Source organism: Anseongella ginsenosidimutans, from assembly GCF_008033235.1.
Classification (GTDB): domain Bacteria; phylum Bacteroidota; class Bacteroidia; order Sphingobacteriales; family Sphingobacteriaceae; genus Anseongella; species Anseongella ginsenosidimutans.
The window spans coordinates 2,830,301-2,849,621 of record NZ_CP042432.1 but is presented as its reverse complement, the minus strand read 5'-3'; the positions used below and the strand labels follow the sequence as shown (position 1 = coordinate 2,849,621).

The following is a 19,321-nucleotide window of genomic DNA, read 5'->3' as shown; positions in this document are numbered from 1 at the left end:
AGCATAGCCCAAGGGTCGTTTTTCCCTTGAAATTTGTTAACTTGCTTATTCCGCAGGCCGGAACAGGCCGGCGGCAACCTAAACCGCCCGGAGATGTTCAAAAATTTGCTAAGAGCGGTCCTCCTCCTGCTCATAGTGTTTCCTGTTATCTGGCCTGAAGCCGGCCTGGCACAGCAAACCGCAAAATCCCGCTCCAAAGCGGGGAATGGTATTCAGCCCTCTGTTCATTATCCGTCCTACTGGCAATACAAGGGCAAACCCCTGCTGCTGCTGGGCGCTACTGATAATGACAATCTTTTCCAGCATCCGCATATTGCTTCACATCTTGACAGCCTTGTGAAAGCCGGAGGGAATTATATCCGGAATACCATGAGCGACAGGGATGCGGGAAATGAGCGGGCATTCTACCAGAATCCCGACGGAAAATACGACCTGGAAAAGTGGAACCCGGTTTACTGGGAACGGTTTGAGAAGCTGCTGGAAGAAACAAGCAAACGAAAAATCATTGTACAAAAAGAAGTTTGTGACCGTTTTGATCGACATTTTGCCGTAATATTACCGGCGGATTTGCCGCCAGCAGGTTTCACCGCCCACCTTCCGGCCTGGGGCTAAGCTCTCTTTCCCTCAATTGTATCCGGACGATCCGGGAAATTGAATCGATCGTAAAAATGTGGGAAATCGATCCCCGCATGGACCTGCTGAAAGAGAATAAAGAAAACGAAGCCTTCCTTTCGGCGCAAGAAGGAAAATTTTACGTCTTATATTTCACAGGCCGGGGAGCTGTCGAACTGGATCTTCAGGAGCAGCAGAAAACATTCAGGCTGAAATGGATCGGGCTGGAAACCGCGGAGTGGGGTAAAAAAACCAAGGTAAAAGGCGGCGATATACTGGCCCTGGAATGCCCGTTCGAAAAAGGTGGCTTTGCTGTTTTGTATTCCCCCTGATTTTCCCTATTTTTATTCTATCATTTACCAACATCTACCATTATGTTTGCCAAAGCATTCCTGCTGCTGCTATGCGGTGGCTTCGCCTGTCAGGCATTTTCCCAACCCATTACCTGGATTCACGGCGCCAGAACCGCGGCGCTGGCCAACGCTGATGCTGCTTTGCAGGGCCCCTGGAATACCATCGGAAACCCCGCCGGTATAGCCGGCTGCCGCTCGCCCGCGATCTCCTTTGCCCTTGAGCGGCGGTTTTTAATGAAGGAGCTGGATACCAGGGCGCTGACCACTGTGATTCCTTTCAAAAAACAGGTTTTCGGCCTGAATATCAATTTTTTCGGCTCCGGCCTGTATAATGAGCATCTTGTTTCCCTTTGTTATGCCCGCGCCCTGTCGCCGGAATTCAGCGCCGGGTTCCGTATTAATTATCATGGAATAAAGCTTCCGGGCTATACGAGTCAGCAGGCATGGTCGGTCACCGCAGGTGTCCAGGCCGCTCTTAGGTCAGGTTTGCGGCTGGGAGCAGCAATTTCGAACCCCGGCAGGGCGGCCTTTAACGATGAGCTTTATGCGGAAATCCCTTTGATCGCCTCCCTGGGAGCCGCCTATTCATTCTCTGAGAAAGTGCTGGCCGCCTTCGAGCTGGAAAGCATTTCCGGGTTCCCGGTAACTGTCAATACCGGTCTTGAATACTTTCCACATCCGCACCTGGCCCTCAGGTGCGGGATATCTTCCAGCCCCTTCCGGCAGTACGGCGGACTGGGAATCCGCTATAAAGGACTAGCGCTTGATCTGTCAGCTTCCAGCCACCGCCAGCTTGGTTTCACTCCTCAAATCACCCTGAGCTATGTATTTTAAACATCTTCCCGCAGGGCTATTCCTGATTCTTTCTGCAGCGGGCCTGCAGGCCCAACCGGCAATTGATTCCCTGGCGGAACAGCTTGCGGAAAGCCAAGCCGCCAGGCTAAGCGAAAGCGAAGCCGGCGAGTACGATCTGAGCGAAATTACAGACCGCCTTGCCTGGCACCTCAGGCACCCGCTGGACCTGAATAACGCAAGCGCAGAAGAGCTGGATGCCTTATTTATATTAAATGATCTCCAAATAAGCTCGCTCCTGGATCATATCCGTATTGCCGGCCCGCTGGCGGATATCCTGGAACTGCAATCGGTAAAAAATTTTGACCTTCCCCTGGTGCGTCAGTTGCTTCCCTTCGTAACCGTGAAGGCGGAAGGGCCTGTTACGTCCTTCTCTCCGCGGGACATTTTCCGGCATCCCCAACAGGAGATACTTGCTTATTATTCCAGGGTGCTGGCCAGGCAAAAAGGATATGCCGGCCAGGATGGATCGCGTTTGCCCGGAGGCCCGGAAAGGCTTAATTTCCGTTACCGGTTTCGGCAGGGTAAGCATTTCAGGCTGCACCTGCTCGCCGAAAAGGATCCTGGAGAAGCATTAACCGGCAAAAATGGTGTAAAGGGCTTTGATTTTTACTCAGGGAATGTTTCTGTCCAGCCTGCCCGGGGTAGCCTGAAAAACCTGCTGATTGGCGATTACCTGCTGCAGTTCGGGCAGGGGCTGGCCCTTTGGAACGGCTTCAGCCTGGGTAAAGGCCCGGCGGCCCTGAATATTGCAAGGCAATCCCAGGGGATAAAACCTCATAACTCTTCCGGCGAAGGCTATTTTTTTCGCGGCGCCGCCGGAAGCCTTGCATGGGGAAAACTGGTCTTTACCCCTTTTTTCTCTTCGCGGAAACTGGACGCCACCCTGAGCGAATTCGACGGCGCCTCCGCCGTGAGCGCCATCCGCCGTTCGGGGATCCACCGGAGTCCTGGCGAACTTGCCGCCCGCAAGACACTTGGCGAAAAGTTACTTGGATTGAACATGGAATATCAGGTTTCCAGGCAGTTTTCAATAGGCTTTACGGGCCATCGCCTGTCTTTTGACAAACCGTTGCTGCCGGGAGACGACCTTTACGAGCGTTACGAATTCAGCGGGGAAAGCCTGAACGTCGTTTCTCTTGACTATACGTTTGGACGGGCAAATTATTTTTTGTTCGGGGAAATCGCGCACAGCCGGTTCGCGAATTGGAAAGGCGCTCCCGGAGGCGAGGGCTGGGCCTTTATCAACGGCATTTTATTCAGCCCGGCCGCCGGGCTGGTACTGGCTGCGGCCTGGCGTAACTATGGCAAGGATTATCAGGCCCTGTATGCTGCTCCCTTCGGCGAATCTTCCAACGCCTGGGGAGAAAGAGGCATTTACCTGGGTCTTGAAAGCCGTTTCTCCCCTGCATGGACACTCACAGCTTATGCAGATGCTTTTTCCTGGTCCTGGCTGCGTTACCGGGTGGACGCTCCTTCAAGCGGGTACGAGCTGCTGGCCCAGCTAAGTTTCCGCCCTGACAAAAAGTTCCTGCTCTATGGCCGCTATCGAAAGACCAGCAAGCCACGTAACCGGGAAATAGATGGAAATCACCTGTGGGAAGCTACTGAAACCAGGCAGGAGGCCGCCAGGATCCATGCGGAATATCATATTAGTCGCCGGCTGCGCCTCAGGACACGGGTAGATTATTCCTTCTTTCATGCAGGTTCTGCTTCCAGGCCGGGATGGACCGGCACGAAACAATCCGGGAACGACTCCGGGCCGGTTGAACATTCCGGCGTCGGTTCGGAAAATGCCGACGCGGGAAAATCGGGTTTCAGCATTTTCCAGGATATTCGCTGGGCGCCGGGGAAGCTAAGCTTCAACGCCCGGATTAGCTATTTCAACACGGACGACTATGATTCACGGATCTATTCCTATGAAAGCAGCCTGCTTTCGGGGGCCAGCCTGGCCTTTTACTATGATGAAGGGTTCAAAACCTACCTGGGTATTCGATGGAAGCCCTGGAAAACGCTGGACATCCGCCTGCGAGGCGGCTTGCTTCGTTATTTTCACCGCCAACGCATCGGTTCGGGGCCTGATGAGATCAAGGGGAAACAAAAGCCGGACGTCCGCATGCAGATTCGGCTAAGCTTCTGAAAATGGAACAGCTGTTTTCGCTGGAAACATTCCGGTTTTATCTTTCAGGAAATCCCTGGCTGCGCCTGCTGCTGCCGTTTGGCGGAGGTATCGCGCTGGCTTTGCACGTGTCGCCGGAGAGCGCTTTCTATTACCGGGAAATGTACGGGCTGCTGGCATTCCTGTTGCTTGCCTACCTGCTGACGCTATATAGTAAAAAAGGCCTGGGCCTGAAGAAGTGGATCCCGGGAAGCATCGGCCTTATATTCCTGTTCTGCGCGGGATTCCAGCTGGCGCGGGCCAAAACCAGCCTGCATTTCCGGGAGCATTTCAGCCGGCAGTCCTGGCAAGCGCTGTACGTACAGGTAAGCTCCATTCCCGAAAAGAGGGGAAAGTTCACCCGCTTTGAGGCGCGCGTATTATTGGGAGTACCGGAAACGCGATTGCCGGGGGCTCCGGAAGCACGATCTCCGGGGGCTCCGGAAGCACAGTTCCCGGCGGTACCGGAAACACCATTTCGGCCCGCTCCGCTGCGCAAGAGCCAGGCGATCAAAAAAACGAAAGGCCGCCTGCTGGTCTATATTCGTCAGAAGAACCGGCTCCCCCAGAAGAACCGGCTTCCCCAGGAGAATCAATCTGCTGCAAAGAACGAAACGTCCGGAAAGGGCAAGCTTTCGCCCGAGGGCGGACTTTCGCCGGAGAACGGGCTTTCGCCGGAGGGCGGACTTTCGCCGGAGAACGAGCTTTCGCCGGAGAACGGGCTTATTCCGGCGTACGGGGACGGATTATGGATCACGGCTGCCTGGCAGGATATTCCCTCTCCCCGCAACCCGGCAGCCTTTGATTACCGGGCCTACCTTTCCGCCAGGGATATTTACCACCAGGTTTTTGTTTCTTCTGCAGAGTGGACGCCTTCGGGGAGCAACTCCGGGAATCCGCTGATAAAACGGGCGGCAGGATGGCAGAAACGCTGCGTAGACGTTTTTGAGCGTTTGCTCAGCGACAGAGATAATGCGGCTCTGCTTTCGGCCTTCGTGCTGGGTTACCGCAGCGGGATTGACCGTGACACGGTGAGCGCCTTTGCTGCTACCGGTACTATCCATATTCTTTCCGTTTCAGGGCTGCACGTGGCCATTCTTTACTGGCTGATCAGCTTCATCCTGAAACCGCTCAGCTTTTTTCCGGGTGGAAAAGTTCCGCAATTGCTCCTTATTATTTCGGGGGTTTCGCTGTACGCCTGTATCACGGGACTTTCGCCTCCTGTTTGCCGGGCGGCCTGGATGATCGTACTTTATGCTATCGCACGGTTCCTTGGCAAGCAACATAGCGCAGGGAATGTGCTGGCTTTAACGGCTTTTTTGCTCCTTGCCAGTGATCCCCTGGTGCTGGCCGATGTAGGCTTCCAGCTTTCTTTCCTGGCTGTTCTGGGACTGATCTGTTTCTATTCGCGCCTGGCGGCACTTTATTCACCAAGCGATTATGCCCCCGGGATGCACCGGCGCCGGACTCCCCGGCTACTGCAGCGCTTTTTGAAATATATATGGTCCATGGCCGCGGTTTCGCTGGCAGCCCAGCTGACTACCTTCCCCCTGGCGGTTTTTTATTTCCACCAGTTCCCGGTGTACTTTCTTCCGGCCAATCTTGTACTGATTCCCCTGGCCAGTCTGATCCTGTACGGCGGGATCCTGCTGTTGCTGCTCTCGGGAACAGACGCTCCTGCCTTGTTTCTTGCGGAGCAGCTTTCTTTTCTGATAGATATGATGAAAAGCGGAATGTATTTTTTCAGCCAGCTACCGGGAGCCGTGCTGGACGGCCTCTGGATCACTCCGGCCGAGTGTGCCGGCCTGTACCTGCTCATACCTGCCATTGCATTTTTCCTGTTATCGCGGAAAGCGGCATTTTTAACGGGCGCCCTATGTGTTTCCCTGGCCCTTGCTTTTTCCTTTACCCTTGAACATTACCGGCAAGCAAGGCAACGGCTGCTTATTTACTTCCATTTGCGGGAAAACCAGGCGATCGGCTTTCTTTCTGGGAAGACCGCGGTACTGCTGCTGGAAAAACCCTTTAGCAAACGGGACTATGCATATTCAGTTCAGCCATTCCTGGACAAGTCGGGGATCAGGCATCTGCAAACCAGCGAACCCGCCGACAATCCCGGCAGCAACTACCTGCTAAAACGAGGGCACTATCTGCAATTTTTCAATCTACGGGTACTCCTGGTAGACAAAAACTTCACATATCCCCGCACCGGCGGGAAGGCGGGCACCGGCGCAAAGGCCCTCCCCTGCGATCTTTTACTTATCACGGGAAATAGCTACCTTCACATGGAAAAGATAAGGCAATCTTTCGATGTAAAGATGCTGGTGAGCGGGGCGAGTGTATCGAACGCCCTGGATAGCTACCTTGAAACGTATTGCCGTAAGTGGGACATACCGTTTTATTCCGTCAGAAGATCAGGAGCATTCATCGTCCGTCTGCCAGGAAGCCCGAACGCAGGCGGGAAACCCGGAAACAAAAATGAACTTCAAATTTATTCAATACGATAGCCAGGACAGGATCGCATTTATTACGCTTAACCGCACGCAGAAAAAGAACGCCCTGAATGCAGGGATGATGGAAGAACTTCGGGAAGCTTTCGGTAAGGCCGCCAATGACGAACAGGTAAAAGTAGTCATACTGAAAGCTTCGGGAGAAGTTTTTAGTGCAGGCGCTGACCTGGAATACCTGCTGGAACTGCAGCAAAATTCCTACGCGGAAAACCTTGCCGACAGCCAGCGGCTGAAAGACCTCTTCCTGCAAATCCGCAGCTGCCCTAAGATAGTGATCGCCCAGGTGCAGGGGCACGCCATTGCCGGGGGCTGCGGCCTGGTAACGGCATGCGACCTGGTATACAGCGATCCGCAAGCCTGCTATGGTTATACTGAATGCAGGATTGGCTTTGTTCCGGCCCTGGTGGCAGGTTTTTTGCTTCAAAAGACGGGAGAAGGCAAGGCAAGGGAATTACTGCTGTCAGGGGAACTCATCACGGCGGAACAGGCAAAGGCCTGCGGGCTGGTTAATTACATCTGCGGTGAGGGAAAGCTGGAAGACGAGGCAGGGGCATTAGCCCGGAAGCTGGCCTCGGAAACTTCGGGAGCTTCTATTGCGTACACCAAAGAATTGCTTGCTGCATTAAGCGGATTGTCCCTGCCGCAGGGCCTTGAACTTGCCGCGGAACTCAATGCAAAGGCGCGCATGGGCGAAGATTTCAAAAAAGGGATTCGGGCCTTCCTTTCAAAGGAAAAACCGCAATGGTAACCAATAATCTTAATAATTATATATTTGCTTTCATGAGGAACAATTTATCTTTCAAGGCAATTGCCCTGGCCGCGATGCTGCTGTGTTGTTTGAATGCTACTGCCCAAACAAATTTTGAAGGAACCGTTGAATACGGTGTGCAGGTAGAAGCGAAAGACCTTTCGCCGGAGATGCAGAGTATGATGCCCAGGGAATTTACGATTTACCTGAAAGACCCCCACACAAGACTGGAGATCCAAACGGCGATGTCGGAAATCATCGTACTTGGCGATAATGAAAAGAATAGCGCCGTTACCCTCATGAGTATCCTGGGCAACAAGATGGCGGTAAAGACCGATTCCGCCCAGGTAAACGAAGCCCTGGAGCAATTGGGCGCATATGAGATTCGATATATAGATGAAAAAAAAGAGATCCTGGGCTATGATTGCCGGAAAGCCCTGATTATCCGGGAAGCTTCTTCCGACACTTCGGAGCTGTGGTACACCAAAGAGCTGCTCCCGGTTTATGTACCCGGGAACCAATTTCTTCCTAAAGGAGATTGGTTTCCCATGCAGGTTCACAGCAAACAGAATGGCGTAAACACAACCATTACTGTACAATCCATAGACCAGGGCCCTTTGGAGGAAAGTTTATTTGAAATTCCTGAAGGCTATAAGATGATAGAGCAGGATGCGGTCCGTCAGGCGCTGATGGGACTATAAAAGATATGTTTGAATTACAACAAATACACCTGGACAGTATTTATTGGGGAAATACTGTAAGGGCTTACCTGACGGGATTTGCCATTCTTGCGGGCGTAGCCCTGGCCGGCCATCTCATTAAAAGCATTCTGCTGCAACAGCTGAAGAAATGGGCTGCAAAATCGGAGACCAGCATTGACAACTTCCTGGTCAATAGCCTCAACCGGACCCTCATACCGTTGTTTTACGTCATTGGTTTGTATGCGGGCATTTCCCACCTTTCCTTCCCCGCGGGAATGGAGCGGGCAATAGAGGTGATCACCAAGATCGTGGTCACCTATTTGATCGTCCGGGTGATTGTCACCACTATTTCCTTCCTGATCGCTTCCTATATCCGGAAACAGGAACGAGGCGAAGAAAAACTTCGTCAAACCAAGGGGATCATGCTTATCATCACGGTCACTATCTGGATTTTCGGGCTGGTATTCCTCCTGGCTAACCTGGGCTATGATGTGACCACTATTATTGCCGGCCTGGGGATCGGCGGGATTGCCATCGCCCTGGCGGCGCAAACCATCCTTACCGACCTTTTCAGCTACTTTGTTATATTCTTCGATCGTCCCTTTGAAATAGGCGATTTTATTATCGTTGACGATAAAATGGGAACGGTCAACGAGATCGGCATCAAAACAACCCGGCTGAACAGCCTGGGAGGAGAAGAACTGGTATTTTCCAATACCGACCTCACCAATTCCCGGCTCCATAATTACCGGAAAATGGCCAGGCGCCGTGTGGTATTCAAGGTGGGTGTAGTCTATGAAACCTCGAGGGAACAGCTGGCATTTATATCCGAAACGCTTGCCGCTATCGTGAAGAAACAAAAAGATGTCATCTTTGACAGGGCGCATTTCTTCTCCTACAGCAATTTCAGCCTCGATTTCGAAGTATGCTATTATGTAATGGGAGGCGATTATAATAAGTACATGGATATCCAGCAGGCGATCAACCTGGAAATTTTTGAGGAATTCACCAAAAACGATATCCGTTTTGCCTACCCGACACAAACGCTGCTGCAGCCGGTTGTATCAAAGGAGGCCATTATTGAAGAAAAAACCGACCCGTCCGGGAACGACGCACGCGGGAGCGACGCCTCCGGGAACGCTCCTTCCGGCACATCGAAAGGCCCTTCCGACGCACCCGGCGAAGACCCTTCCGGTACACCCGGCAAAAAAAACTAATCAGGCAGAAAATTTTTCCAGCGCGAGTTCTATCGTTTGGTAAACAAAATCCAACTCTTCTTCGGTACTGCAATACGGCGGCATGATATAAATGATATTTCCCAGCGGACGCATAATAATTCCATTTTCGAGGAAAAAATTGTACAGTTTATCCCGCAGTCCGCTAAAATAAGAAGTGCTGTCGCCGGTTTCCCATTCAAGAGCGAAAATAGTTCCCCGGCAGCGTACCTGCCGGACCGACCGGTGTCCCGCTATTTTACCCGCAAAAGCCTCATGCTGCCGGCTGATGCGGGCGATACTTTCCATGGTTTCGGGCTCCACGAGGATATCCAGGCTTGCCAGCGAGGCTGCACAAGCCAAAGGATTGGCGGTAAAGGAATGACCGTGAAAAAAGGTTTTCAATTTGTCGCCGGAAAGAAAGGCATCGAATACCTGTTGTGTACAGGTGGTGGCCCCGAAGGCCATAGTTCCGCCGGTAATGCCCTTGGAAAAGCAAAATATATCCGGCTGCTGTTCCAGGTAATTGCACGCAAACAGCTTTCCTGTGCGGCCAAAGCCGGTCATTACTTCATCGGCAATGGTAAGAATGCCATGTTCCCGGCAGATTTTCAGCAGTTGATCCAGGGGGCCTGGCTCATACATGACCATACCGGCTGTTCCCTGCACAAGGGGCTCAAAAATAAAAGCAGCTATTTCGTCTTCCCGTTCAAGCATGATCCGGCGAAGCTGTTCCAGCGCTTCCTCTTCGCTGCCTTTCACCGGAACGTCAATAAAATCAACCTCGAAAAGCAGGGGGCTGAAAGGAGCGGTAAAGGTGCTGCGGCTGCTTACGGACATGGCCCCGAAGGTATCTCCGTGGTAGGCGTCTTTTAAGGCAATCAGCCTGTTTCGCGGTGTGCCCTTATTAGACCAGTATTGCATCGCCATTTTTACAGCCACTTCCACGGCAGTAGATCCGTCATCCGAATAAAACACTTTTGCCTGATCCGATGGCAGCACCTCAAGGAGCCGCTCAGCCAGGTCCACCGCCGGCGGATGAGTAAAGCCCGCAAACATAGCATGTTCCAGTGTGCGGAGCTGTTCGCTTACCTTTTCCGCGATATAGGAATGCGAATGGCCATGCAGGTTCACCCACCAGGAGGCTACTGCGTCAAAGTATTTTCGGCCGTCCCCGGCATAGAGGTAGGCGCCTTCGCCCCGGACAATGCCAATGGGCGCCGGCGTAGTTTGCATTTGCGTATATGGATGCCATACATAACGGCTGTCCCGCTCAATCAGGTTCATGTTCATCAAATTCTAAAGGCTGAAAAACCAGCTTTCCCGAAAAGTAAAGAAGTATAATAGCGCAAAGGCAAACCAGCGTTGTCACCAGGGAGCCTTCCAGGCCGAATTCGCCTCCGCTTATCAGTTCACTGCCCTTTAATTGCAGGCTGAGAATATTTTCCGCGTCTATGCCGCTTACGTTAAAGCCGAGTACCGTTCCCTGTACGAAATTCCATCCGAAATGCAGCCCCACGGGAAGCCATATATTCCCCCTGTAAAAGAAAAGCAGGCCCATCAGCACGCCTGCCAGGGCTATGTTCAGGAAACCGAGCCATCCGAAAGAAGGGTTTAAAAGGTGCATGAAGGCAAAAAACAGGGAGGACATCAGCACAGCGGCGAACGGCGTATAGCGCTCCATAAACACATTCAGGAAATAGCCCCGGAACATCACCTCTTCCACGAAAGCTACGATCAGGTAAATTCCAAACCACAGCAGCAGCTCCCTGGCGGAAAAAGCTTCGTTCAGTTCCAGGCTGCTCACGGTGCCGGTAATCCACAATACCAGGAAAGCAAGGAGAATAATGATTGTTCCTGCCAGCGCCCCCAGGCCGATATCCTTCAACACATGTTCCCCGGTCAGTCCCAGGCTGATGTAATCCTTCTTAGGGGGTAGCTTAGAGAAAAAGAACAAGGTAAGCATCAGCCCGATCATGGACGCCAGCTGCATCAACAATAGTAAAGCCGGGCTGGACTGCATCGCATCAAGTTCGGCAGGAGTCAATACTGAGGGATCGATCCGGCCCAGCAAGGGGACCAGGAAGGCCGCCGAAAATGCCATCAGGAAAATATAACAACCAAAAAAAGCCAGCACCTTTAATAAAGGCTGCAAGTAGGAAAGCGCGTTTTTCATAGTAGTCTGCCAGGATTTTCAACGATCAGTTTTATCACATGGCGGTCAATGGGAAAAGTCATGTCTTCCGGTTGGAGGCGGGATAAAGGTATCCAGCGGAAGCTCTGCTTCACCTCACCGGTTTGACCCTCGAAATCAAAAGGCTTTTCCCTGAATTCCAGGTTCAGCGGCTGCACTAAACTGACACGGTAATAGACGCTGATGACCTGGTTTTTGCTAAAGGCTGACTGAACAAAGAAATCCGTGGTGTAGAAATGCTCTCCTACGGTAACTTCGGCCTGGCATTCTTCCAGAAACTCCCTTTTTAAACCGTCCCTCAAGCCTTCGCCGTATTCAAGTCCACCGCCGGGAAGCTTAGAGAAGTTAATGCCGTGTTCGAATTCGTCGCTCACCAGCAATTCCTTCTGCTCGTTTATCAGGATACCGTAAACGCGTACGTTAAAAGGAAATGTTGCCTCCATGAATGGGGCAAAACTAGCAACAATTAAAATACATTACAACCTTTTCCTCCAGGGGAGACCAGGCGATGTGCTTTGTATTTTCCTTTCCTATCAGGTACAAAAAGCCCGGCGCACTCGTTTCCTTCAGGTTATCATAGGTAGCCTTCGTGATAAAGAAGCTGTCATAAGGAGGCTGGTCGCCCTCAATGGCCTGTTCTTTAAATCTCTTTTCCTCAAAAAACTCCTCGATGCGTTTTTTAACAAGTGCTTCCTGCTTCGCAGGCGTATTGATAGATTCATCATAGGTCGCAGCCAGCATGACAGCGGGAAATTCGTCGCTATAGATTAACTGCCCCTCGCTGTTCGTGATCGTAAAGGCGACCGTGCCGCTCAATACACTATCGCCCAGCAGAGCAACCCGGAAAACTTCTTCGCCGCGCTGCCCGTCAAACTGTTTTGTGGCTGTATTTTCAAGGAGTACTGCTTCCCTGTCCACTCCAGCAGGCGATTCAATGCCAGCGGGCTCCGCTCCGGCCGAATTATTTGCCTCACCGCCAGAACTGTTTCCCAGAGCAACTGCTCCCGCGGAAGTTTCCGTAGTATCTCCGGAAGCATTACCTTCTTGCCGGGAACTGATCTGACAGGCCGTGAAAAGAACTGTCGCAATGGAAACCAGGAAAAACATCTTCAATTTCATGTCAATAGGTTTTAGGCGGGTACGAGCAAGAATAAAGCCAAAATAATCCCCTTCCGCGGAGGGTATAACCGAAAACGATTTTACCGTCCGCAGAGGAGAATTATCTCGGAAAAGGTTCAGCAGCGATTATTTGCCGCAACGATCGTTGCCAGCAGCGACCTTTGCACGCAGCAATCGTCGTGGACGGATTTAAGAAACGGCGTCCCGCAGGGACTTAATGGAATCGTGGGCATCCCTTAGTTCCGAACGCTGGCTTTCCACCCGGACCATGCAGCCGGGAGAAAATGTTTCGCCGTTATTCAGTACTTTTTCGTATGACTGCAGCGCTACATCCTCGCCAAATTCGCAGCTTTTCAGCACCGCTTTTTTATCATTGCTGCTAAGGGCCTGGCGCACATCCATCCAGGTTCTGTACATATCGCCGGATGTCGAGGTTTCTTCGTTAACCTGCCCGCCGAGGGAAGCTATTTCTTCGGCAAGTTCCATTTTAAAGCGGGAGCTTTGCTGAGCGTACTGATCAAACAGCATTTTCAGGTCCGGATCTTTAGTTTCCTCAGCCGCTTTCTGATAACCATGAATCCTGTCATTATTTACTACTACCAGTTTATTCAGCTGGTCCACCCTGTCTTGTACCTCATTCATAACTTTATAATTTAGTTAAACAATAAATGAGAATGTCCAATTATTATTCCATCCCCCTGAAATCCCATTCTCCCCTTGCTGTAAAGCAAGCCGGCAAACTAAAAATCTGATTCTGTTTATTTTAATTACCAGCTGAGTAGGAAATTACTCAGAGGTTTTGACAAGAACGGCATAAGGTTTGAGTGCATTCCAGCATATGGCTGCATATTACAAAACAGGTAATAACAACAAAAACGGCGAAGGGGAACCGGGAGATTCCCTGGAAAACTTTGCCGTTAACGAGGTTAATAAAAACATCCGGCAGCTCGAAGCTCATTATTTTCAAATGATCGAGGAGATAGAAGATTATGCCATTATCATGCTTGACAAGAACGGCATAGTCCTCAATTGGAATAAAGGAGCGCAACGGATAAAAGGCTTTACGAAGGAAGAGATCATCGGGAAAAGCTTTGAAAATTTTTACCCGCCCGAGGACCGGAAAAAAGGATTACCTCAGAAGTTAATGAAACAGGCCGAAAAAGAAGGAAAAGCCGTTACCGAGGGCTGGAGGCTAAGAAACCCCGGAGAAAGATTTTGGGGAAGCATCGTCATTACCGCCCTCCATGACCGGCAAGGCAATGTGATTGGTTTTTCCAAAGTTACGCGTGATCTCACCGAAAAAAAATTGGCCGATGATAAGCTGAAGGAATACAGCAAAATGCTGGAATTCCAAAATTCCGAGCTGGAAGAGTTCGCATACGCAACTTCTCACGATATGAAAGAGCCTTTGCGAAAAGTCCATCTGTACAACACCTATATACTGGAAAACCAATCAAACACACTAGACAAAAAGTCAAGGGAGTTCCTGGACCGTTCTATAGATGCGGTGAAGCGCATGATGATGCTGATCGATAATATACTGGCTTACTCCAAGGCCACCTCCCGAATAGAAAACCTAAGCAAGGTAGATTTAAATGAAATAGTAAAGGAAGTAATATGTTCTACGAAAGATGAGCAGCAAGGCGGAAATATCAGCTTTGATACAAGTAAACTGCCGGTGATAGAGGCAATTCCCTTTCAATGCAAGCAACTGTTTAATAATCTGATCAGCAATTCGCAAAAATACCGGAATCCTGACAGGCAAAGTGTCATCACCATCACCCACCAGGTTGTGAAAGGCCAAGAAATAAAAAACAGGAAAGCGGAGGGAAAAAAGCCTTATTACATGATTTCCGTCAGCGATAACGGAATTGGCTTCGAACCTGCTTACAATGAAAAAGTTTTTGAGGTGTTTCAGCGCCTCAATAATTTTTCCGAGGCAAAAGGCTCGGGGATAGGCCTGGCGATCTGTAAAAAGATCATGCAGAACCACCAGGGATTTATCACAGCCAGCGGCAGGCCCGGCGAAGGCGCATGCTTCAACCTTTATTTCCCGGTAATACCGCTCAGATAATGGCGGCCAGCGCAAGCATTTTTTCAGCAAGCATATCCAACTCCCGCTGAGTATTGGGTTTCACAAAATATTCCAGGGCGCCCTTGCTTTTACATTCATGCACATAAAGGGGGGTGCCGGAAGTACTCAGGATAATTTTAGGCACATCCTGGTAACGAGGCTTACCTCCCAGTAACATTAATACCTCCGATCCTTTCATCTGGGGCATATTGTAGTCCAGAATGATCAGTGCAGGAAGTTTATCGTCCTGCAGCTCATCAAGGTATTCCAGGACTGCTTTACCATCGTTCACCTTATGTAAGACGGCATTAGGCTCAAAATTCAAAATGGCTTCTTCGATTAGTTCAAGATCCTCTTCATCATCATCCGCTATAAGGATGTTTATCGCACGGATATCCTGCATACGTTCTTTTGGGGATTAAAATTCCACATAAAAATAAAAAAAAATGGTAAAATAATTGCACTTTTTTAAATCTCTTAATTAAATTATTAAAATAGTGGCAACAGGCACTGCACATCGTTTTTATCAGGAAACCCTTAAACTCTTGGAAGAGAAGGGTTTTCCCTTTCTTATTGGAGGCGCTTATGCCTTGAAAGAACACACGGGCGTATTCCGGGACACGAAGGATCTCGATATTTTATGTTCAGCGGGCGAATGTCCCCGCATATTGAAATTCTTATCCGGAAAGGGAATTTTAACGGAAACAACAGATGCTCGCTGGCTGGCAAAGGCCTTTAAGAATGAACACTATATCGACTTCATTTTCAGCAGCGCTAATAATCTTTCGCCGGTGGACGACACCTGGTTCGCTCACAAAGTACCAGGCAGCCTGTATGGTGTTCCTGTCAGCTTTACCGCCCCGGAAGAACTGATCTGGAGCAAAATATATGTGCAGAACAGGGAGCGTTACGACGGCGCTGACGTCAATCACCTGATCCTGAAGAAAGGAAGGGAAATGGATTGGAGAAGGCTAATGATGCACATGGAGCAGCACTGGCAGCTTCTTCTGGCACAGTTACTTAATTTTCAATTCGTTTACCCCGGCGAACGGGACAATATCCCGCGGTGGCTTTTTAACGAATTGCTAAAACGCGCCGGCGAACAATACGATCTTCCTGCCCCGGTAGACAAAATTTGCCGCGGCCCCCTGCTGGAGAATAATGAATACAATGCAGATATTATTGAATGGGGATACAAAATATTCTCTGTAACAAATCTCTGAAATGGCTAGGAAAAATAAGGTACGAATTGCGGCAATGGCAGACATTCACGTCCGACATACAGACCAGGGCCTGTGGAAGGCCCATTTTGAAATGCTTTCGACACAGGCGGATGTATTATTGATTTGCGGTGATCTCACCGATACCGGCCGGGCCGATGAAGCCCGGGTGCTTGCGGATGAACTGGAAGCCTGCAGTATTCCGGTGATAGGCGTGCTGGGGAACCATGATTGCGAATCAGGCATTCAGGATGAGGTCATAGATATTCTGAACAAGGAACAGGTCCATATCTTGGACGGGGAGTCGGTAATTATCCATGACATAGGATTTGCCGGAGTAAAAGGGTTCGGCGGAGGTTTCGGGCAGCATATGCTCCCCATGTGGGGTGAACAAATGAACAAAGATTACATACAGGTTTCCGTAAATGAGGCCATGCGGCTGGACCGCGCTCTGGTACGACTGGAAAGCAAAAGCTCCGGTCTTAAAAAAATTGTCCTCCTGCATTACTCCCCGATCCCGGAAACAGTAAAAGGAGAGCCTGAGCAAATATTTCCCTTCCTGGGATCCTCCCACCTTGCCGAACCGCTCGAACACCGGCAGGTAACGGCTGTCTTCCATGGTCACGCCCACCTGGGAACCCTGGAGGGCGCAACAGCGGGCGGCATCCCTGTCTATAATGTATCTCAGGCCCTCCTGTTAAAAGAAGGGTTTTCTCCGCCTTTTTACCTTTTTGAAACAGAACCATGAGTAAAGCGGACACCAAAGAATCCCCTGATACCCTGGTTGGGGCCATATACGTAGGCCGGGTCAAAAGTAAGGCCGTAGGGATTGGAATCTGTGGCAATTGCCTGGCCCGCATTATCAAATACAACTTGTTTATCAAAGGGATCGTGCGCCCTTGCAATAATAAAAGGATCTTCCCTTCCCGGCCGCCAGTTCAGCAGGTTCTTTAATCCGCCGTAAATTTCTATTCTTTCTCCCAGGGAGGTACTCACCTGAATATTCTGAATACTCCACCAGGGCGAGTAGGCGCTCCTGGGGTCCTGTTCGCTCAAAAGGGGCAGGCGCATTGGCCCGTACAAATTCCCCGTATAATCGATCTTCAAACCCGTTCCTTTAAGGGTGTAACTAATGTTCCATACACCGGCAAATTTTTCCGTTAGTTGTTGTCTACGCTTTTCCCCGTTCTCTTTACTATAAACGTCCATTAAGGTTCCTCCTACCAGTATTTTCAGACCGCTGGAAAAATCGATATCCGCATTCAGGGAAATCCCCTTTGAGATGGCGTAACCCTCCAGGTTACGATACATGATCTTATTGGGATCCGTATCATAATCAGCGATTATCTTATTGTTAAAATGGGTATAGAACAAGGTCGCGTCAAGCCCTATGAAGGTATAATTCCCGGCGAATATTTTCTTTACGAAATTGAGATTACCGTTCCAGGATCTTTCCGGATCCAGGTTCTCTTCGAAAACGACCTCCCTTGCTCCCGTAAGAGCAGCATGGTCTTCTGTAAAAACGTTGGCTACCCGGTAGCCGCTTCCAAGGCTCAGACGCAGCACGTTGTTCTTGTCTCCCGAACTCCATTTATAATTAAGGCGCGGCGTTAAAATACTTCCGTGAACAGAATGGTAATCATAACGGAAACCCAGCAGCAGCTTGTTCCGGAAATCGATCGTGATCTCATCCTGCAGAAAAATCCCCGGCAAGCGGGTTTGTACAGGGCGGTCTGCGGCCGGGTCATCGAAATCAGCGGTAGCAGGGGTATTATCATTGTACCAGGTGTACCGGTAGGTAAGCCCTGCCAGCAGATCATGATGCTGAAGAGGTTTATTCCAGGTTAACTGCCCGAAGGCAATATACTGGTCCGCCAAATAGGGAGAAGTTCCGTACATGCTGTTCTGGTCGTGTCCGTTTGCACTGAAACGGAACAGGATATTATCTTCCACCGGCAATTGGTAATTTCCGAATACTTCCCAACGGCTGGTATAAATGCTTTCCCCGTATAGATCATCCCCTCCCCGGTACTTCCTGTTCCAGTCCATTTCCCCTCCCCAGCGGTCCTCGTAGATATAGCGGCCGGCAAGGGAAAACAGGCGTCCGTTTTCCCTTTCAAAATCCCACTTATTGAAAACAGAAAACCGGTTTTGAAGCGTTACGTCCGTAAAACCATCATCGTTGCCGTCAACAGGGTGCCGGTAATTGAAGTAATTTATTCCCGCAAGCGAATGCGCTTTCCTGCCTGCTTCAAATTTTGCAGCGATGTCCGCACTGACCTCCGCCCAGCTGGTGGTAAATACATCCGCAGACCATACCGGCGCGTCTTCCGGCTTTTTGGTGATGATATTTATCAGTCCCGCAACCGCTTCGCTTCCGTATAAAGTCGAAGCCGGGCCTTTCACAATCTCTACTCTTTCAATAAGCGCCTGCGGAATGCCGCTAAGTCCGTAAACGGTAGAAAGACCACTGACAATGGGCATTCCATTAATGAGTACCATCGTATAAGCACCTTCCAGGCCGTTGATGTGGATATCGCCGGTATTGCAGATATTACAGTTAAGCTGCGGCCGCACTCCGTTAACATGCTGCAGGGCATCGAAAATTGACGGCGTAGGGTTAGCTTTAAAGAAGCTCGAAGTATAAACTTCCACCGGCACGGGGCTTTCAAGTTTTAGTACCTCTTTCATGGTACCGGATACCACCACTTGTTCAAGAGAAGCAGGTTCTTCTTCGCCCGCTTCCTGTTCGCCTTTTTCAGCCTGCGCCGCGGCTCCGTACCCGCATAGCGCCAGCCCCGTGCTAAGTAAAATATTTCTAATCATCACAAAATATTTTTTGATATACAAAAATACAAATTTAGATATATCTAAAAAATATATTACGAAAAATTAACCGCCCGGGTTCCGGGCATTGCAATCCGGATATAAGGACAGGCTATCCCTTCAAAGTTGGGGCTGGGCAGCCGGGAAACTCAACTCATAAATCAAGTCCGGATGTGAGGCCCGGCTATTCGTCCATGTTGGGGATGCAGCACTCTGCCCTGTCAATCAGTCTAAAGCAGTAAGATCCTCCACCGGATAACCCTTCTCAATCCAATCCGTCTTCAGGTTGTTGGAAAGATTCAGCAGGCGGTGATTCGTGAATTTCATATCATTCAAAAGGGTGAACGCCGGCCGTATATTGGGGCATTTTTCAAAGGGGCAGCAGCCGCAGTAAAGAACAATCGCTTTATCACGATCTTCCTCCGCAAGCAGGCCCCTTAGTTTTTCGAGGTTCGGTTCTTCACCGGTCTGGCCTACATCTACGGAACCTTTTATCAAGGCGCCGGGGCCAATACAAACGACTAGCGGTTTGGCCGCCGCAGAATCCTTAATGATCCCGGCTAGTTCCTCCGGCGGCATTAACTGTTCCTGATTCCAGGGTTCGGATTTTTTTGCGGAACAGGAGGCAAAAAGAGCAATCAGGAACAGCGTGGTAAGAATATTAAATAGCCTATTCATCAGGGTTTGTTTACATTATGAAAAGCTGAAATATAAGCATTTTGATGTAAGTTTACCTGGTG

The 19,321-nt window shown here is 50.2% G+C and carries 19 protein-coding genes; 11 read left to right on the top strand and 8 right to left on the bottom strand.

Translation table 11 applies throughout. The features are described from left to right. Positions 1-93 precede the first annotated feature (93 nt). The 8 genes from FRZ59_RS11685 to FRZ59_RS11650 are packed head-to-tail and all read left to right on the top strand — an operon-like array spanning position 94 to position 9,151. Positions 94-612: a hypothetical protein gene (locus FRZ59_RS11685; protein ID WP_132129120.1), complete on the top strand. Its 519-nt coding sequence runs from the start codon at positions 94-96 to the stop codon at positions 610-612. 56 nt (positions 613-668) lie between these two features. After that, a complete protein-coding gene (locus FRZ59_RS11680; protein ID WP_132129119.1) occupies positions 669-944 on the top strand; it encodes a hypothetical protein in 276 nt (91 codons plus the stop codon). A 42-nt stretch (positions 945-986) separates the two neighbouring features. Beyond that, positions 987-1,799, top strand: a complete 813-nt coding sequence (locus FRZ59_RS11675; RefSeq protein WP_132129118.1) for a PorV/PorQ family protein — start codon at positions 987-989, stop codon at positions 1,797-1,799. Next, positions 1,789-3,957, top strand: a complete 2,169-nt coding sequence (locus tag FRZ59_RS11670; protein ID WP_132129117.1) for a helix-hairpin-helix domain-containing protein — start codon at positions 1,789-1,791, stop codon at positions 3,955-3,957. The genes FRZ59_RS11675 and FRZ59_RS11670 overlap by 11 nt, the downstream gene beginning before the upstream one ends. A gap of 2 nt (positions 3,958-3,959) precedes the next feature. After that, positions 3,960-6,482, top strand: a complete 2,523-nt coding sequence (locus tag FRZ59_RS11665; protein ID WP_132129116.1) for a ComEC/Rec2 family competence protein — start codon at positions 3,960-3,962, stop codon at positions 6,480-6,482. Continuing rightward, positions 6,454-7,233 carry an enoyl-CoA hydratase/isomerase family protein gene (locus tag FRZ59_RS11660; protein WP_132129115.1) on the top strand — a complete coding sequence of 260 codons (780 nt, stop codon included), beginning with the start codon at positions 6,454-6,456 and terminating at the stop codon, positions 7,231-7,233. The genes FRZ59_RS11665 and FRZ59_RS11660 overlap by 29 nt, the downstream gene beginning before the upstream one ends. Positions 7,234-7,265: 32 nt before the next feature. After that, positions 7,266-7,934, top strand: a complete 669-nt coding sequence (locus FRZ59_RS11655) for a DUF4412 domain-containing protein (RefSeq protein WP_158640620.1) — start codon at positions 7,266-7,268, stop codon at positions 7,932-7,934. Positions 7,935-7,939: 5 nt separating this feature from the next. Beyond that, a complete protein-coding gene (locus FRZ59_RS11650; RefSeq protein ID WP_132129113.1) occupies positions 7,940-9,151 on the top strand; it encodes a mechanosensitive ion channel family protein in 1,212 nt (403 codons plus the stop codon). On the opposite strand, the gene bioA is transcribed toward FRZ59_RS11650, so the two are convergent. The 5 genes from bioA to FRZ59_RS11625 all read right to left on the bottom strand — a co-directional run bounded on the left by bioA (position 9,152) and on the right by FRZ59_RS11625 (position 13,103). Next, a complete protein-coding gene (gene bioA, locus FRZ59_RS11645; RefSeq protein WP_132129112.1) occupies positions 9,152-10,435 on the bottom strand; it encodes an adenosylmethionine--8-amino-7-oxononanoate transaminase in 1,284 nt (427 codons plus the stop codon). After that, positions 10,422-11,324: a CPBP family intramembrane glutamic endopeptidase gene (locus tag FRZ59_RS11640; RefSeq protein ID WP_132129111.1), complete on the bottom strand. Its 903-nt coding sequence runs from the start codon at positions 11,322-11,324 to the stop codon at positions 10,422-10,424. Before FRZ59_RS11640 ends, bioA begins: the two co-directional genes overlap by 14 nt. After that, entirely contained in the window at positions 11,321-11,785 is a 465-nt protein-coding gene (locus FRZ59_RS11635; RefSeq protein WP_132129110.1) for an NUDIX domain-containing protein, read from the bottom strand. Before FRZ59_RS11635 ends, FRZ59_RS11640 begins: the two co-directional genes overlap by 4 nt. Before the next feature lie 13 nt (positions 11,786-11,798). Next, complete coding sequence (locus tag FRZ59_RS11630) at positions 11,799-12,461, bottom strand: hypothetical protein (protein WP_132129109.1); 663 nt, start codon at positions 12,459-12,461, stop codon at positions 11,799-11,801. A 189-nt stretch (positions 12,462-12,650) separates the two neighbouring features. Further along, a complete protein-coding gene (locus FRZ59_RS11625) occupies positions 12,651-13,103 on the bottom strand; it encodes a ferritin-like domain-containing protein (protein WP_132129108.1) in 453 nt (150 codons plus the stop codon). 196 nt (positions 13,104-13,299) lie between these two features. Here FRZ59_RS11625 and FRZ59_RS11620 point away from each other — a divergent pair, with 196 nt between their 5' ends. Then, a complete protein-coding gene (locus tag FRZ59_RS11620) occupies positions 13,300-14,535 on the top strand; it encodes a sensor histidine kinase (protein ID WP_132129107.1) in 1,236 nt (411 codons plus the stop codon). Here FRZ59_RS11620 and FRZ59_RS11615 read toward each other — a convergent pair. Then, on the bottom strand, positions 14,528-14,938 hold the full coding sequence (locus FRZ59_RS11615) for a response regulator (protein ID WP_132129106.1): 411 nt from the start codon (positions 14,936-14,938) through the stop codon (positions 14,528-14,530). The genes FRZ59_RS11620 and FRZ59_RS11615 overlap by 8 nt on opposite strands. Before the next feature lie 94 nt (positions 14,939-15,032). Here FRZ59_RS11615 and FRZ59_RS11610 point away from each other — a divergent pair, with 94 nt between their 5' ends. Both FRZ59_RS11610 and FRZ59_RS11605 read left to right on the top strand, forming a co-directional pair. Continuing rightward, positions 15,033-15,758, top strand: a complete 726-nt coding sequence (locus FRZ59_RS11610) for a hypothetical protein (RefSeq protein WP_225975039.1) — start codon at positions 15,033-15,035, stop codon at positions 15,756-15,758. Position 15,759: 1 nt separating this feature from the next. Then, complete coding sequence (locus FRZ59_RS11605; protein ID WP_132129104.1) at positions 15,760-16,503, top strand: metallophosphoesterase family protein; 744 nt, start codon at positions 15,760-15,762, stop codon at positions 16,501-16,503. Here the strand turns inward: FRZ59_RS11605 and FRZ59_RS11600 are convergent. Then, the gene (locus FRZ59_RS11600) at positions 16,479-18,581 is read right to left on the bottom strand and encodes a TonB-dependent receptor plug domain-containing protein (RefSeq protein ID WP_132129103.1); all 2,103 of its coding nucleotides are present in this window, start codon (positions 18,579-18,581) and stop codon (positions 16,479-16,481) included. The two genes, FRZ59_RS11605 and FRZ59_RS11600, sit on opposite strands and share 25 nt — an antisense overlap. 225 nt (positions 18,582-18,806) lie before the next feature. After that, positions 18,807-19,259 (bottom strand): rhodanese-like domain-containing protein, encoded by a 453-nt coding sequence (locus FRZ59_RS11595; RefSeq protein WP_132129102.1) that lies wholly within the window; start codon positions 19,257-19,259, stop codon positions 18,807-18,809. Positions 19,260-19,321: the final 62 nt, after the last annotated feature.